The 15,759-nt window shown below is 68.6% G+C and carries 13 protein-coding genes; 10 read left to right on the forward strand and 3 right to left on the reverse strand.

Going from position 1 to position 15,759, the window contains the following annotated elements; translation table 11 throughout:
* The first annotated feature begins 104 nt into the window (after nucleotides 1-104).
* Entirely contained in the window at nucleotides 105-569 is a 465-nt protein-coding gene (locus D7006_RS22075; RefSeq protein ID WP_229646386.1) for a CYTH domain-containing protein, read from the forward strand.
* 201 nt (nucleotides 570-770) lie between these two features.
* On the opposite strand, the gene D7006_RS22080 is transcribed toward D7006_RS22075, so the two are convergent.
* Nucleotides 771-1,655, reverse strand: a complete 885-nt coding sequence (locus D7006_RS22080; RefSeq protein WP_237354562.1) for a uracil-DNA glycosylase family protein — start codon at nucleotides 1,653-1,655, stop codon at nucleotides 771-773.
* 86 nt (nucleotides 1,656-1,741) lie between these two features.
* Entirely contained in the window at nucleotides 1,742-2,122 is a 381-nt protein-coding gene (locus tag D7006_RS22085) for an ester cyclase (protein ID WP_237354563.1), read from the reverse strand.
* Between the two features lie 285 nt (nucleotides 2,123-2,407).
* Between D7006_RS22085 and D7006_RS22090 the strand changes: the two genes are divergently transcribed.
* The 9 genes from D7006_RS22090 (at nucleotide 2,408) to D7006_RS22130 (ending at nucleotide 14,046) form a co-directional block, all read left to right on the forward strand.
* Nucleotides 2,408-4,081 (forward strand): electron transfer flavoprotein-ubiquinone oxidoreductase, encoded by a 1,674-nt coding sequence (locus tag D7006_RS22090; RefSeq protein WP_237354564.1) that lies wholly within the window; start codon nucleotides 2,408-2,410, stop codon nucleotides 4,079-4,081.
* Nucleotides 4,082-4,304: 223 nt separating this feature from the next.
* A complete protein-coding gene (locus tag D7006_RS22095; RefSeq protein ID WP_237354565.1) occupies nucleotides 4,305-7,022 on the forward strand; it encodes a VCBS domain-containing protein in 2,718 nt (905 codons plus the stop codon).
* Nucleotides 7,023-7,167: 145 nt separating this feature from the next.
* On the forward strand, nucleotides 7,168-8,271 hold the full coding sequence (locus D7006_RS22100) for a LacI family DNA-binding transcriptional regulator (RefSeq protein WP_237354566.1): 1,104 nt from the start codon (nucleotides 7,168-7,170) through the stop codon (nucleotides 8,269-8,271).
* A gap of 155 nt (nucleotides 8,272-8,426) precedes the next feature.
* A complete protein-coding gene (locus D7006_RS22105) occupies nucleotides 8,427-9,347 on the forward strand; it encodes a dioxygenase (RefSeq protein ID WP_371745136.1) in 921 nt (306 codons plus the stop codon).
* 52 nt (nucleotides 9,348-9,399) lie between these two features.
* Complete coding sequence (locus D7006_RS22110) at nucleotides 9,400-10,227, forward strand: SDR family NAD(P)-dependent oxidoreductase (RefSeq protein WP_237354567.1); 828 nt, start codon at nucleotides 9,400-9,402, stop codon at nucleotides 10,225-10,227.
* 14 nt (nucleotides 10,228-10,241) lie between these two features.
* Nucleotides 10,242-11,162: a 3-keto-5-aminohexanoate cleavage protein gene (locus D7006_RS22115; RefSeq protein WP_237354568.1), complete on the forward strand. Its 921-nt coding sequence runs from the start codon at nucleotides 10,242-10,244 to the stop codon at nucleotides 11,160-11,162.
* An 11-nt stretch (nucleotides 11,163-11,173) separates the two neighbouring features.
* A complete protein-coding gene (locus tag D7006_RS22120) occupies nucleotides 11,174-12,214 on the forward strand; it encodes a zinc-binding alcohol dehydrogenase family protein (protein WP_237354569.1) in 1,041 nt (346 codons plus the stop codon).
* Between the two features lie 3 nt (nucleotides 12,215-12,217).
* Nucleotides 12,218-12,601, forward strand: coding sequence for a cupin domain-containing protein (locus tag D7006_RS22125; RefSeq protein WP_237354570.1), 384 nt, complete (start codon nucleotides 12,218-12,220; stop codon nucleotides 12,599-12,601).
* 89 nt (nucleotides 12,602-12,690) lie between these two features.
* Nucleotides 12,691-14,046, forward strand: a complete 1,356-nt coding sequence (locus D7006_RS22130; RefSeq protein WP_237354571.1) for a dicarboxylate/amino acid:cation symporter — start codon at nucleotides 12,691-12,693, stop codon at nucleotides 14,044-14,046.
* A gap of 74 nt (nucleotides 14,047-14,120) precedes the next feature.
* On the opposite strand, the gene cysG is transcribed toward D7006_RS22130, so the two are convergent.
* The gene (cysG, locus tag D7006_RS22135; RefSeq protein ID WP_237354572.1) at nucleotides 14,121-15,629 is read right to left on the reverse strand and encodes a siroheme synthase CysG; all 1,509 of its coding nucleotides are present in this window, start codon (nucleotides 15,627-15,629) and stop codon (nucleotides 14,121-14,123) included.
* Nucleotides 15,630-15,759: the final 130 nt, after the last annotated feature.

The following is a 15,759-nucleotide window of genomic DNA, read 5'->3' on the forward strand; positions in this document are numbered from 1 at the left end:
CGTTTTCTTCGGGCGGATCGGGTGTTGCGCGCCATCTGCGGGGCTGGACGAGGGGCGCCCCCTTGGGTCTATGCTGGGATATTCACAGTCCAGCCGGCCCAAAGATGCCCGTCGAGATCGAGCGCAAGTTCCTCGTGACCTCCAACGCATGGCGAGCCGGTGCGCGCGCGACGCCGATCCGTCAGGGCTACCTCTCGCAGGAAGGTGCGACGGTGCGCATCCGCATCGCCGACGGCGACGCCTTCATCACCGTGAAGGGCAAGACGCAGGGCCTGTCCCGCGCCGAATTCGAATATGCCATCCCCGTCGAGGACGCCCGGGTCATGCTGGAGACGCTCTGCGCCCGGCCGCTGATCGAAAAGACCCGCTATGCCGTGGAGCATGCCGGCCGTCTTTGGACGGTGGACGTGTTCGAGGGCGAGAATGACGGCCTCGTCATGGCCGAGGTGGAGCTGGACGGCATCGACCAGCAAGTGGAGCTGCCCGACTGGGTGGGCGAGGAAGTCACCTCCGACCCCCGCTACCGCAACTCCTCGCTGGTCAGCGCCCCGCTGGGGTATGGGAAGTAGGGGCCGTTCCTATCGCGCGATGATCGCCCGGAACGGTCGTCATGGCCGGGCTTGTCCCGGCCAACCACGTGGTACGGCTGGGAACACCTTTTGACGCGAGATTCCTCGGCCCGACGTGGATGCCCGGGACAAGCCCGGGCATGACAAAGGCTAAGATCGGAAAAGAACTGGCCGCGGCGTGAAGGCAGGGCCCACCCCCCCTCAGGACGCGCCCTTCCCCGCCAGCAGCGCCTCCACCGCCAGCATGTCGCGCCAGGCGAAGCGCTTGCCCAGCGGCGTGCGCAGCAGATAGGCCGGGTGGAAGGTGGCGATGGCGCGGATGGTCCGCGTCCCGGTGTCATAATCCATGAACCGGCCGCGCAGCTTGGTGATGCCCTCGGTGGTGCCGAGCAGCGCCTGCGCCGACGGCCCGCCGAGGCAGACCAGGATGTCCGGGTCCGCCAGCTCGATCTGCCGGGCGATGAAGGGCAGGCACACCGCCGTCTCCTGCGGCGTCGGCGTGCGGTTGCCCGGCGGGCGCCAGGGAATGACGTTGGCGATGTAGGCGCTGGTGCGGTCGAGGCCGATGGCGGCCAGCATCAGATCCAGCAGCTTGCCGGAGCGGCCGACGAAGGGCAGGCCCTGCTGGTCCTCGTCGCGGCCGGGCGCCTCGCCCACGAACATGACCTTGGCGGCCGGATTGCCATCGGCGAACACCAGCCGGCTCGCGGTGCGCTTCAGGGCGCAGCCCTCGAAGCCGTCAAGGATCGCCTTCAGCTCGTCGAGGCTCGTGGCGGCCCGGGCGGCCTCGCGCGCGCCCATCACCGCCTCGTCCGGCGGCTGGGTGACCAGGGTGGGCGTCGCCGGCGCCGAGGAATAGGCGGGCTGGTTGCGGGACGGGGCCGGGCTTCTCGGCGCAAGGCCCGCCCCGCTTGCGGCGGCATCGCGCGCCGCAGCGGCCGGGGCCCGGGGCCGGCTCGGCTCGGCGGCACTCTCGGCGAAGCGGTCCACCGGCACCTCGCCGATGGCCACATCCACCCCCGCCTCCCAGTGGAAGGCGAGAATGTCGGCCCAGTCGTCGAAGTCTCGGTCGGCGGTCACGTCCATCCGCTCACTCTAGATCGTTGCCGCATGTTCTTCACGCGAAGCGATCCGCTTCGCGTGAAAATGCTTCCGCAGGCCCGCCGGAACGCTCAGGCGGGGCGCTGCTTGTAATCGAAATCGATGCCGGACAGCAGCCAGAACTCGGCAATCCGCCCGTCGCGCAGGTGGTAGAAATAGATCACCTCGGTAGCGAACACCTCCCCCGTCCCGATCAGGGTGCAGGAATAGAGGAAGCGGATGGCGAAGCGGTTCGCCTCGGCCACGATGTCGCGGATGTCATAGACCGGGTTGCCGAAATTCTGCACGTCCCACTGCAGGCGATTGGCGATGTCCGCCAGCGCCAGCGTCTGCGCGCGGTGATGGCCCACCACATCCGGATGATAGAAGCGCGGCAGCGCCGTGTGGTCGAACGGGCGCCACACCTCATCCATGAGACGGTTGGCGAAGGCGCGGACGTCGTCGGGGCTCATTGGGGCGCTCATTGGGGCGCTCATGGGCGGCCTCCTCAGGGGTGCAGCCCGAGGTTAGGCGGGAACGGCCCCGTGGGTAAGGGCACCTTTGCACGACATCTGCGCACGGCAGTGGCGCTGCTGGCGCGTAGCTCGCCCGGCCGGGTGCGTCCACCGTTTTCGGCATAACGGCATTATGTTCCCACATACGGCAAGATGTTGCCCTAAGGGGCAATCCGCGGTTGTCTTTGCCGGCGTGTCGTGGAAAAAGTCCAATCAACGGGATTGACACACGGGAGCCGGAGTATGAGCGCGGCGGAACTGCCTGAGCGCGAGGGCATGGATTATGACGTGGTGGTGGTCGGCGCCGGCCCTGCGGGCCTTGCCACCGCCATCCGCCTGAAGCAGCAGGCGGCCGAGCGCGGCACCGACGTTTCCGTCGTGGTGGTGGAGAAGGGCTCCGAAGTGGGCGCCCACATCCTCTCCGGCGCGGTCGTCGATCCCATCGGCCTCGACGCCCTCATCCCCGGCTGGCGGGAGGAGGCGGATGCGCCCCTCACCGTTCAGGTCACGGACGACCATTTCTATCTGCTCGGCCCGGCCGGCGGCGTGAAGCTGCCCAACTTCGCCATGCCGCCGCTGATGAACAACCACGGCAATTACGTCGGCTCGCTGGGCAATGTCTGCCGCTTCCTCGCCCAGAAGGCCGAGACGCTCGGCGTGGAGATCTATCCCGGCTTCGCCGCCGACGAGATCCTCTATGACGACAAGGGTGCCGTCATCGGCATCGCCACCGGCGACATGGGCGTGGACAAGACGGGCGAGCAGAAGCCCGAATTCACCCGCGGCATGGAACTGCGCGGCCGCTACACCGTGTTCGCCGAGGGCGCGCGCGGGCACCTCACCAAGAAGATCATCGCCAAGTATAATCTGGGCGAAGGCCGCGATGTGCCCAAGTTCGGCATCGGCCTGAAGGAACTCTGGAAGGTGAAGCCGGAGAAGCACAAGCCCGGCCTTGTGCAGCACGCCTTCGGCTGGCCGCTGGATTCCAAGACCGGCGGCGGCGCCTTCCTCTATCACATTGACGACGAGCAGGTGGTGGTGGGCTTCGTGGTCCACCTCAACTACCAGAACCCCTGGCTCTCGCCCTTCGACGAGTTCCAGCGCTTCAAGACGCATCCGCTGTTCAAGGACACGTTCGAGGGCGGCAAGCGCATCTCCTACGGCGCCCGCGCCATCACCGAGGGTGGCTGGCAGAGCGTGCCCAAGCTCTCCTTCCCCGGCGGCGTGCTGGTGGGCTGCGCGGCGGGCTTCGTGAACGTGCCGCGCATCAAGGGCAGCCACAATGCGGTGCTCTCCGGCATGCTCGCCGCCGATCACCTGCTCGACGCCCTTGCCGCCGAGCGCAGCCACGACGAGCTCGCGAGCTACGAGGCGGCCTGGCGCTCCTCGGCCATCGGCGCGGACCTGAAGAAGGTGCGCAACATGAAGCCGCTGTGGTCGAAGTTCGGCACCTTCCTCGGCATCCCGCTGGGCGCGCTGGACATGTGGACCAACACGTTCGGCTTCTCGCTGTTCGGCACGCTGAAGCACGGCAAGACCGACGCCGCCTCCCTGAAGCCGGCCAAGGACTGCAAGAAGATCACCTATCCCCGCCCCGACGGCGTGCTGACCTTCGACAAGCTCTCCTCGGTGTTCCTCTCGAACACCAACCACGAGGAGAACCAGCAGGTGCATCTGGTGGTGAAGGACATGGCCCTGCAGAAGGCGTCGGAGCACGACATCTATGCCGGCCCCTCCAACCGCTATTGCCCCGCCGGCGTCTATGAGTGGATCGAGGAGGGGGCGGACGCGCCGCGCTTCCAGATCAACGCGCAGAACTGCGTCCACTGCAAGACGTGCGACATCAAGGACCCCAACCAGAACATCACCTGGACCGCCCCCGAGGGCGGCGGCGGGCCGAACTATCCGAACATGTGAGGCGACACGCCCTTCATGATGATCATGCCCGGGCGAGATCCCGGGCATGCATCCGGAAAGTCGTTTAAGTCACGATATTCCGCAGCGTCATATTCCGATACGTAAAGTCAGTAGTCTTCGCGCTGCAATACAAGATTTGTCCGCGCACCCCTCGATCCGAGGTGGACCCTGGCACCCGTCACGGCTACTCCTGCTTGCGTGACTGTCAGGGAAGTTGCACAAAATGGCCACGAAGACGAAGGCGCCCGCTTTTGGCGGGCTCGACCGGTCGAAGACGCTTGCGGAAAACACCGTAAACGCCGGCCCGGTGGTGCTGGATTCGAACGTCACCCTGAAGAACCCGGACGGCACCGGCTTCCAGGGCTGCAGCCTCAACGTGACACTCCCGAATGCGGGGCTGTCAGAGCACCTGTCCATCGCCGAGGTGGGGGGCATCACGCTCCACACCGATCCCGTCACCGGAGAGACGACCGTTTTCTATAACGGCGTGCAGATCGGGACGGAGATGCTGTTGAACGGGGGGCTTGGGGTCAAGTTCGATCACCCCGTCAGTGACGCGGCAGCGACGGCCCTGGCGCGCGCGTTCGCTTATTCCACCACGACCAACCAACCGTCCGGCACCGCCCGTGCTGTGACCTTTACCGCCACCGATGCCGAGCAGTCGATCACGACCGCCACGATGAATATAACCGTGAAGCCGGAGAACGACGCGCCGGTCGTGTCGAGCCTCGGCCCCATGTCGTCCCAGACGCCCGGCAGCATCACGAGCGGCTTCGTCATCGACGGCGACGCCCAGGTCATCAATCCGGACAGCACCGGCTTCAAGGGCGGCAAGCTGACCGTCCATCTCGCAAACGCGACCGCCACGGATCAGCTTTATCTGTCGGATGGACCGTGGACCATAACCGGTACCAAGGTCTATCTTTACGGCAACCTGGTGGGCACGCTCTCCACCAACGGCGCGGCCGGACATGATCTGGTCCTGACCTTCAAGGGCAACTCTTTCATCCCCGACGAGCAGATGAGCGCCCTGCTCCATCAGGTATCCTATCGCTCCACGGCATCGACGCCATCCACGCAACCGCGCGATGTCACCTTCACCATAACCGATGCCGAGAAAAGCTCGGTCAGCACGCATGTGACGCTCAGCTTCGAGAACCATGCACCCTCGATCCTGGCATCGAGCCCAGACACGGGCATCTCGGTGGTTTCGGTCGGTGCGGTCGGGCAGCATGCGAACAATCTCAGCTCCAACCCCGTCGTTTCGCCGGACGGCACGGAGGTGGCGTTCCTCTCGACGGCATCAAGCCTGCTCCAGGTGCCGACCAACGTTTCTATTCCGGCCTTCTCGAGCCAGCAGGTTCTCGTCAAGAACCTGCATACCGGGGAAGTCACGCTCGCGTCTTCGAGCGCGACGGGCGACGTCGGAAATCAGGCCAGCACGGCCAACATCATCTTCACGCAGGACGGGAGCAAGGTCGAATTCTATTCGAAAGCGACCAACCTTGTCCCAGGCGACACAAATGGCACGTCCGACATCTTCGTGAAGGACATCGCCACCGGCGCGATTTCGCGGATCGATCCGAATGATCCTGCCAATCAGGACATCGTCAACGGATTCAAGGCCATCTCCTCCGACGGCTCAAAGATCGTATTCGGTGCCGTCGGAGACGCGCGCGGCGTCGGGATCGGGAGTGCTCATTCCATCTTCATTCAAGACGTTGCGACAGGTGAGGTCACATTTGTCTGTTATGGCAACGTCTATAATCAGAATCTCGCGTTTTCGCCCGACGGAACCAAGATCGCGTTCCTGTCCTATCCACAGGATGTCTCGCCGGGGTCTACGTCCGGCAATATGCAACTCTACGTCAAGGACCTTGAGACCGGTCAGCTGACCGTCGAGAGCAGCGACAGCGCAGGACATGTGGGCAGTTCCGCGACCACCGGCGCGTTTTCGTTTTCCCCCGATGGAACCAAGATCGCCTTTACGTCCTATTCGACCAATCTCGTCCCGGGCCAGGGCTTCAACGGCATCTTCATCAAAGATCTCCAGACCGGGGCGATAACAGAGCTCGCCATCGACGCCAGCACCTACAGTTCACGTCCCGTCTTCACGCCGGACGGGGCCCATCTGATCTTTACCTCCAGCGATATCGGGCCCACCTACGGCGGCTCCATCTTGATGGCCTCCCTGCCCGCCACCTCCGTCACCAGCGCCACCCTCACCGAGGACGCGGCGCGCAAGACGCTGAATGCGGCCGGCACGTTCTATTTCGCCGATGCGGATGCCAAGGACACCCACGCGGTGAGCGTCGCCGCGCCGGACGGAGCGCTGGGCACGCTTTCCGCCAAGGTGGTGAGCGACATGAACGGCACCGGCGCCGTGGTGTGGTCCTATGTGGTGGACGAAACCAAGGTGGAACCGCTGGCGGCCGGCCAGACGAAGGTGGAGACCTTCGCGCTGACGCTGGACGACCACCATGGCGGCACCGTCACCCAGAACGTCACCGTCACCCTCACCGGCACAGGCGGCGCGACGCCAATGGTTGCAAGCTTCGCCCTCGCGCCGGAATCCACGGCCGCAGCTGCCCCCGCGTCGGGTCCGGAGCTCTGGGCATCGGCGATGGCCAGCCTGTCCGGCGTAAGCGTGGCGGCGCCTCAACTGTTCGACGTGCTGGAAAAGCGCGCCGCCGCGCTGGAGGCCGCCCACGCCCATGGCCCCGCCGGCGCTTTCGAGGGGGCCGGCGCCGAGATGGCGCATCTCGCGGCCCAGATCGATCCCGCCGTCACCCATGTGCTGGAAACACTGTGGAGCGACCTGTCGGGCCACGGCGCCGGCACGGCGACCGCGCACCAGATCGCGGACGGGATGGAGGCCATCGCCACCCACCTGCGGGACGCGCTCCACGCCGGCCACGCCGGTGGTCCGCTCCTCGTCTGAGTGGACACCACACGCCGCCCCCGCCGCAGACGGCGGGGGCCACAGTGCGTCTCATCGCCCCCGGCGCGCTTGCCGCGTGCGCCCGGCGGGGAAGCTTGTATCTTGGGGGTCGCCAGAGCGAATCGCCGGATCACGTACCACGCGCATGCCCAGGAAAGACCACAAGCCGCCTGCCGCCGCCCGGAGCGCGACGCTCCAGTCCGTCGCGGATGCCGTGGGCGTGCATCGCTCCACGGTCGCCCGCGCGCTCGATCCGGAGCAGAGCCGGCGCATCTCGGCGGATGTGGTGGAGAAGGTGCAGGCGGAGGCGCGGCGGCAGGGCTATCGGCCGGATGCGGTGGCCTCCTCCCTGCGCACGGGGCGCTCCCGCCTCATCGGCGTGGTGGTGCCGGACCTCGCCAATCCCGTATTCGCCCCCATCCTCGGCGGCATCGGCGCCACGCTCGCGGCGCGCGGCTATTCCATGATGGTCGCCGACAGCGGCGAGGACGAGGCCGGGCAGGCCGACATCGTGGAGAAGCTCATCGCCCGGCGGGTGGATGGCCTCGTGCTCGCCACCGCCAAGCGCGACGATGCCACCGTCTCGCTCTGCCTCAAGGCGGGCGTGCCCACCGTGCTGGTCAATCGCGGAGAGGACGGCCTGCGCGCCTCCACGGTGGTGAGCGACGACAGGGGCGGCATCGCGGTCGCCGTCGCGCACCTCGCCGGGCTCGGGCATCGCCGCATTGGGCATCTGGCCGGCCCGGAGCGGCTCTCCACCGGCGTGCTGCGCCGGCGCGGCTTCGCGGACGCCATGGCGGCGGCGGGCCTTCCGGCCGATGCGGTCACCACCGCCACGGCCTATAATCGCGAGGCGGGGCGGGTCGCCGCCGCCGAATTGCTGGACCGCTGGCCGGACATTACGGCGATTGCCGCCAGCAACGATCTCATCGCGCTCGGCGCCTATCAGGAGGCGCAGCAGCGCGGGCTGAGGATCCCGCAGGACCTCTCCATCGTCGGGCACAACGACATGCCGCTGGTGGACATGGTGGCCCCGCCCCTCACCACCGTGCGCATCGGCCATGAGGCCATGGGCGCGCGCGCCGCCTCCATCCTTCTCGACCAGATCGCGCAGCCCGAAACGCCGCCAACCCTCGCCCTCGTGCCCGCCCGGCTGATCGCCCGCGCCTCCACCGCCGCGCCGCGCGGCGGGGCGGCCGAGGCCGGGGCCAAGGCACCGCGCAAGCCCCGCTCCACCCGCCCCGCCTGATCCCGCCTTCGACGGCGCGCGGCCGGCGCCGCGATTCGGCGCTTGACTTGTGCAATCGTTCGCGCATTATCGTGCAATCGATCGCACAACAAGCGCACGCGACAAAGCGCGGAGGAACGCCAATGGTTGCCGGACTGGAAACGACCGGACTGGACATGCTGGAAGCGCAGCTGAAGCCGCGCTCCCACATCATCGAGGATGCGTCCACGCTCACCGACGTCGTCCTCGACGCCATGTCCAAGGCCCCCGACCTGCGCCTCAGGCAGGTCATGGCTTCCTTCGTGCGCCACATGCACGATTTCGCCCGGGAGGTGCGCCTCACCGAGGCCGAGTTCGAGCTCGGCCTCGATTTTCTCAACCGCATCGGACAGGCCACTAACGACTGCCACAACGAGGCAGTGCTGTTCTCCGACGTCATCGGCTTCTCGACGCTGGTGTGCCTGCTGAACAACGGCCAGAACGGCGCCACCGAGACCGCCGCCGCCTTGCTCGGCCCGTTCTGGCGGATGCATTCGCCCCAGACGGAGAATGGCGGCTCCATCCTGCGCTCGCCGACGCCAGGCCCGGCCTTGTTCGCCCATTGCCGCGTCACCGACCCGGAGGGCCGCCCGCTCGCCGGCGTGGAGGTGGATGTGTGGCAGGCCTCGCCCGTGGGCCTCTACGAGAACCAGGACCCCGAGCAGGTCGACATGAACCTGCGCGGCAAGTTCCGCACCGATGCCGAAGGGCGCTTCTGGTTCCGCTCGGTGAAGCCGGCGGGCTATCCGGTGCCCACCCACGGCCCGGCGGGCGACCTGCTGAAGGCGCAGAAGCGCCACCCCTTCCGCCCGGCGCACCTGCATTTCCTCGCCTACCGGCCGGGCTACAAGACGCTCATCACGCAGGTCTTCGTCGATGACGACGGCCATCTCGACAGCGATGTGGTGTTCGGCGTCACCCGCGCGCTGGTGGGCGATTTCGCCGAAGGCCGCGGCACGCCGCCGGCCCCCGATGCGGGCGCGCCGTGGTACCGGCTCGACTACGCCTTCGTCATGGAGCCCGGCGAGGCCAAGCTGCCGGTGCCGCCGATCCGCTGAGGCGGCGCCCCTCCCCCTTCCCGATCTTCGCGAACCCTTAAAGGAGACGCCGGTGAGAACCGACGCAGTGTCGCCGCGCGACCATTCCCCCGCTCCCCCCGCCGCCGCCACGGGCCGCCATTCCACCTATCCGCGCTCCCTCGAAGGCAAGGTCGCCCTCGTGGTGGGCGGGGCGGGCGCCATCGGCGCCGAGACCAGCCGCATGCTGAAGGCGGCCGGCGCGAAGGTGGTCATCAGCCATCTCGCCGCCGAGAAGGACACAGCAGCAGCAGCCGCCCTTGTCGCCGAGCTGGGCGAGGGCCACGCCGCCTTCGTCGCCGACGTGGTGGACACGCCGTCCCTCGTCGCGCTGCGGGACACCATCGCCGCCCGCTATGGCCGCCTCGACATCCTGGTGAATGCGGCCGGCTTCACCAAGCCGGTGCCCCACGCCGATCTCGATGCGCTCACCGACGAATTGATCGACCGGATGCTGCAGGTGAACTGGCGCGGCCAGTTCGCCACCATCCGCACCTTCGCGCCCTTGCTGAAGGCCTCCGGCGACGGGCTGGTGGTGAACATCTCCTCCATCGCCGCCTTCACCGCCGTGGGCTCCTCCATCGCCTACTGCGCAGCCAAGGCCGGCATCGACGTGATGACCAAGGCGCTCGGCCGCGCCCTCGCGCCGGAGGTGCGGGTGCTCGCCGTGTCGCCGGGGGTGGTGGACACCGAGTTCGTGCCCGGACGCGGTGCCGACTTCAACGACAAGGTCAGCGCCTCCACACCGCTCAAGCGGATCGGCAATGCGCAGGACATCGCCGCCGCCATCACCGCCTGCGCCACCATGCTCGGCTTCTCGACCGGACACACCATCCAGGTCGATGGCGGCCGCGCCCTCTGAGGAAAGCCGAACCCATGCGCGCGCCCCTGCCCCGGGTGTTCATCACCTGCGCCATCACCGGAAACCTCACACGGCCGGACCAGACACCCCATCTGCCGATCACGCCGGCCCAGATCGCCACCTCCGCGCTGGAGGCCGCCGATGCCGGCGCGGCGGTGGTGCACATTCATGTGCGCGATCCCGCCACCGGCGCGCCCTCCATGGAGCTGGCGCTCTACGAGGAGACCATCCGCCTCATCCGCGCCGGCAACCCGGACATGATCCTCAACATCACCACCGGGCCGGGCGGGCGCTTCGTGCCGTCGGCCGACGATCCGAAGATCGCCGCGCCGGGCACCACTTTGCTGCCGCCGGAAGAGCGCGTCGCCCATATCGCGGCGCTGAAGCCGGACATCTGCACCCTCGACCTCAACACCATGTATTCGGGCAGCGCGGTGGTCATCAACACGCCGGCCAATGTGCGGCGGATGGCCAAGGTGATCACTGAAGCCGGGGTGAAGCCGGAGATCGAGCTGTTCGATTCCGGCGACATCGCCCTGCTGCACGATCTCCTCGCCGACGGCACGCTTGCCGGCCCCGTGCTCGCCTCCTTCGTCATGGGCGTGCGCTACGGCTTCCAGCCCTCGCCGGAAACCGTGCTCTACGCCCGCAACCTGCTGCCGGCCGGCACGGCCTTCACCGCCATCGGCATCGGCCGCGCCGCATTCCCGATGGTGGCCATGTCCTATCTCTCCGGCGGCCATGTGCGGGTGGGGCTGGAGGACAGTGTCTATCTCGATCGCGGCGTGCTCGCCCCCTCCAACGCCGCGCTGGTGACCAAGGCGCGCGGCATTGTCGAGGCCCTCGGCGGCACCATCGCCACCCCATCCGAGGCCCGCGCTCTGCTCGGCCTCGCCCCCGCCCGCCCGGAGCGCGCTCCGGCCGCCGCCGAATGACGGATCACCCCATGACCCTGCCTGCCATGACCCTCCTTGCCGAACGCCCGCAGATCGCCCCCATCGTCCGCCGGGGCCTGCGGCTGAACGCGAAGGCCGACAGCTACGCCGCCATCGACCTCGTGATGGAGGAGGCGCCGCTGCGCGCGCTCCGCCCCGACGAGGTGGTGGTGAAGATCGCCGCCGCGGCGGTGAACCCCTCCGATGCCAAGGCGGCCACCGGGCTCATGCCCTATGCCGTCTTCCCCCGCACTCCCGGCCGGGATTTCTCCGGCACGGTGGTGGCCGGCCCCGAGGCGCTTCTGGGCCGCAACGTGTTCGGCTCCTCCGGCGACCTCGGCATCCGCCAGGACGGCGCGCAGGCCAGCCACATGATCGTCGAGGCCGACGCCGTGGTGGAGGTGCCTGATGGCATCTCCCTGCGCGAGGCAGCGGGCATCGGCGTGCCCTTCGTCACTGCCTGGGAAGGCCTTCGCCGCGCCGGCCTGCCGCAGCCGGGCGAGACGGTGCTGGTGCTCGGCCTCAACGGCAAGGTCGGGCAGGCGGTGGCGCAGATCGCCGCCTGGCGCGGTGCCCGCGTGATCGGCGTGGTGCGGCGGGCGGAGCCCTTCATCGGCGATGCCCTCGTGCCGCCTCTCGTGCTCAATGCAAGCGCCGAGGACGTGCCCGCCCGGGTGCGCGACCTCACCGAGGGCAAGGGCGCCGACATCGTGTTCAACACGGTGGGCGATCCGTTCTACGACATCGGCCAGAAGGCGATGGCGGTGGGCGGGCGCGCGGTGTTCATCGCCGCCATCGAGCGCTTCGTCACCTTCGACATCCTCGCCTTCTACAAGGGCCGCCACACTTATGTGGGCATCGACACCATCGCCCTCAATTCGGTGGAGACGGGCCGCCTCCTGGCGGCGCTGGCGCCGGGCTTCGCGGCGGGGGCGCTGAAGCCCTTCCCCATCCACGAGCGCGCGCTCTACCCCCTCACGGATGCCCGCGCCGCCTATGCGGCGGTGATGGGATCGTCGCAGGACCGCGTGCTCCTGCTGCCGGAGGCGTGAGCCATGCACGTCGTGCGCATCGACGCCGCGCCCGCCTATGAGGCTCCCGGCCATCATCTGATGGAGATGCGGCGCCTTCAGGGGCGGGAAGCTAGCCCGGCGGACACCGTCTGGCTCGGCCTCTCCACTTTGGCGCCGGGCGGCGGCACCACCCTCGACGGCTCGAATGTCGAGAAGATCTATCTGGTGCTGGAGGGCGAGCTCCTCCTCTCCAACGGCATCGAGGAGGTGCGGCTCGCCCGCCTCGATTCCTGCCGCCTCGCCCCCGGCGAGGCCCGCCAGCTGCGCAATGCCGGCACCGCGCCGGCCGTGGTGCTGCTGGTGATGCCGCTGGCCCCCGCCGCGCCCGCAACCCCCGTCCCGGCGGCTGTCGCCGGAACGCCCTGAAGCCGACCTCGAACCCTGAACTGCCCCCAAGAACACAAGACCAACACGAGGGCAGCGCAGCCCCGCCCGCCCACCCGGAGGAAGCCCCAATGGCCCACACAGCCCACGCCGTCCGCCGACGCAAACCCTGGTATCAGGTGCTCTACATCCAGGTGCTCATCGGCATCGCCCTCGCCATCGTCGTCGGCTATCTCTGGCCGGCGGTGGCGGTGGACATGAAGCCGCTCGGCGATGTCTTCATCAAGCTCATCAAGATGATCGTCGCCCTCGTCATCTTCTGCACGGTGGTCACCGGCATCGCCGGCATGAGCGACCTGAAGAAGGTGGGCCGCGTCGGTGGCAAGGCTCTGCTTTACTTCGAGGTGATGTCCACCATCGCCCTCGCCATCGGCATCATCGTCGCCAACGTGGTGCGCCCCGGCGCCGGCTTCAACGCCAATCCCGCCACCCTCGACAGCGCGGCGGTGAAGGCCTACGCCGGCAAGGCGGCGGACCAGTCCATCTCCGACTTCCTCATCAACATCGTGCCCAACACCGTGGTGGATGCCTTCGCCCGTGGCGACATCCTGCCGGTGGTGCTGATCTCGGTGCTGTTCGGCTACGTGCTCTCGCATCTCGGCGATCGCGGAAAGCCGGTGCGCGACACCATCGAGGCCGGCGCCCATCTGGTGTTCGGGGCGCTGAACGTCATCATGCGCCTCGCCCCCATCGGCGCGTTCGGCGCCATGGCCTTCACCATCGGCAAATATGGCGTCGCCTCGCTCGGGCCGCTGATGATGCTGATCGGCACCTTCTACCTCACCGGCGCCATCTTCGTGGTCGGCGTGCTCGGCGCGGTGTGCTGGTGGGCGGGCTTCAGCGTGCTGAAGTTCCTCGCCTACATCAAGGAAGAGATCCTGATCGTGCTCGGCACCTCCTCCTCGGACTCGGCCCTGCCGAGCCTGATGGAGAAGCTGGAGCGTGCCGGCGTGCCCAAGCCCGTGGTCGGCCTCGTGGTGCCCACCGGCTACGTGTTCAACACCGACGGCACGTCCATCTACATGACGCTGGCCGCCCTGTTCGTGGCGCAGGCCACCAACACGGACCTCTCCTTCACCCAGCAGATGGCCATTTTCGCCGTGGCGATGCTCACCTCCAAGGGCGCATCGGGGGTGACGGGCGCGTCCTTCATCGCCCTCGTGGGCACGCTCTCGGTGGTGCCGACCATCCCGGTGGCCGGCATGGCGCTGATCCTCGGCATCGACCGCTTCATGAGCGAGGCGCGAGCGGTCATCAACATGATCGGCAACGGCGTCGCCGCCGTGGTGGTGGCGCGCTGGGAAGGCGAGCTGGACCACGCCCGCTTCACCGCAGCTCTGGCCGGCGAGGCGAGCCCGCCCGTCGCCATGCCCGAGCCCGCCGAGGCGCTGGCCGTGCCCGTGCTCCGAAGCGAGCAGCAGGCCTGACGCCCGCCACGAAGCAGAACGCCGGCGCTGAGCCCTCAGCGCCGGCGTTCGCGTATTGAAAGGGGTTCAGGCAGCTAGCCGCGCGCCGCCTCGGCCGCCTGCGGCAGGTCCTGCGCCGCCACTTCCGACAGCGCATGGCCATAGAGCACGAGGCAGGGGCCTTCCGCCCCCGCATCCACGGCGCGGGTCACCGCCTCGGTGAGGCTGGCGACGGTGGCGATGACCACCTTCTCCTCCGGCCGCGTGACCGAGAAGATGGCCACGGCCGGGGTCGCCGGCTCGATGCCGGCGGCGAGCAGGTTGCGCACGAGATCCGGCAGGGTCCGGCGCGGCATGTAGACGACGGTGGTCGCCGCCTTGTCCGAGAGGGCCTTGAAGTCGAGATCGGCGGGCAGCTTCCCGTCGCGGGCATGGGCGGTGACGAATTGCAGCCGCCGCGCATGGTCGCGATGGGTCAGCGAGGTGACCAGCCGGCTCGCCGCGCCCTGCGGGGAGGAGATGCCCGGCACCACCTCCACCGGCACGCCGGCCGCGCGGCAATGGGCGATCTCCTCGCCGGCCCGGCCGAAGATCATGGGCTCGCCGCCCTTGAGCCGCACCACGCGGCGGCCCTCGCGGGCCAGCTCCACCATCAGCGCGTTGATGTCGTCCTGCTTGCAGGAGGGGCCGTAGCCGGTCTTGCCCACCAGCATCTTCTTCGCCTCGCGCCGGGCGAAATCGAGGATCGCGCCGGACACGAGGTCGTCATAGAGCACCACGTCCGCCGATTGCAGCGCGCGCACGGCCTTCAGCGTCAGAAGCTCGGGATCGCCCGGCCCGGCCCCCACCAGCACCACGGAACCGCCGGCGCCGGAGCGGCCTTGCGGGGCGGTGCCCTCAATCTCGATGGCGGCGAACAGAGCGGCGCGGTCGGCCTCCTCCGGCGCGCGGTGGGGCTCGGAGAGGGCCTTTGCAGCAAACCGCTCCCAGAAGGCGCGGCGGGCGTGGAAGGAGAGGCCGCGCTCGGTCACCGCCGCGCGCCACGTCTTCGCCGCCTGCGCCCAGGCACGGAAGCCGGAGGGCAGCAGCGCCTCGATCTTGGCCCGCACCGCCTGTCCGAACACGGGGGCGGCGCCGTCCGTGGAGATGCCCACCACGAGGGGCGAGCGGTTGACGATGGCGCCGAAGGTGAAGTCGCACAGAGCCGGCCGGTCGATGACGTTCACCGGCACGCCGGCCGCGCGGACGGCGGCGGAAAAGCGCTCGGCCTCGGCCGCATCCTCGAAATCGCCGATGGCGAGGGCGGCGCCGTCGATATCGTCCGAATGCCAGTCGCGCACATGCACGGCGATGGGGCCGTGGGTCGGCGCGCCGGCCAGCCGCCAGATGTCCTCGCAGACGGCCGGGGCGATCACCTCCACCCGCGCACCGGCGGCGGAGAGAAGCTCCGCCTTCCAGGCTGCCGGCTCGCCGCCGCCCGCCACCAGCACGCGCCGGCCCTCGAGCCCGAAGAACACCGGCAGGCGGGCAAGCGCCTCCATGCGCGCCGGCCGCGTCTCACGCGGGGCACGGGGGCTTGAGGATTCGGCGCCGGGGGCGGCCATGGGAAAGGCTCCAAAAAGCTCGCTGTTCGGAAAGGGTAAGCTCCAAGTTCGCCGGGCGCCACCCCTCTCCCCTCGCGGGAGAGGGGTTGGGGGTGAGGGGGCTCGCGCCACTGTTCGCGGAGCCGGGCAA

This window comes from Xanthobacter sp. YC-JY1, from assembly GCF_021730305.1.
GTDB classification, from domain to species: domain Bacteria; phylum Pseudomonadota; class Alphaproteobacteria; order Rhizobiales; family Xanthobacteraceae; genus Xanthobacter; species Xanthobacter flavus.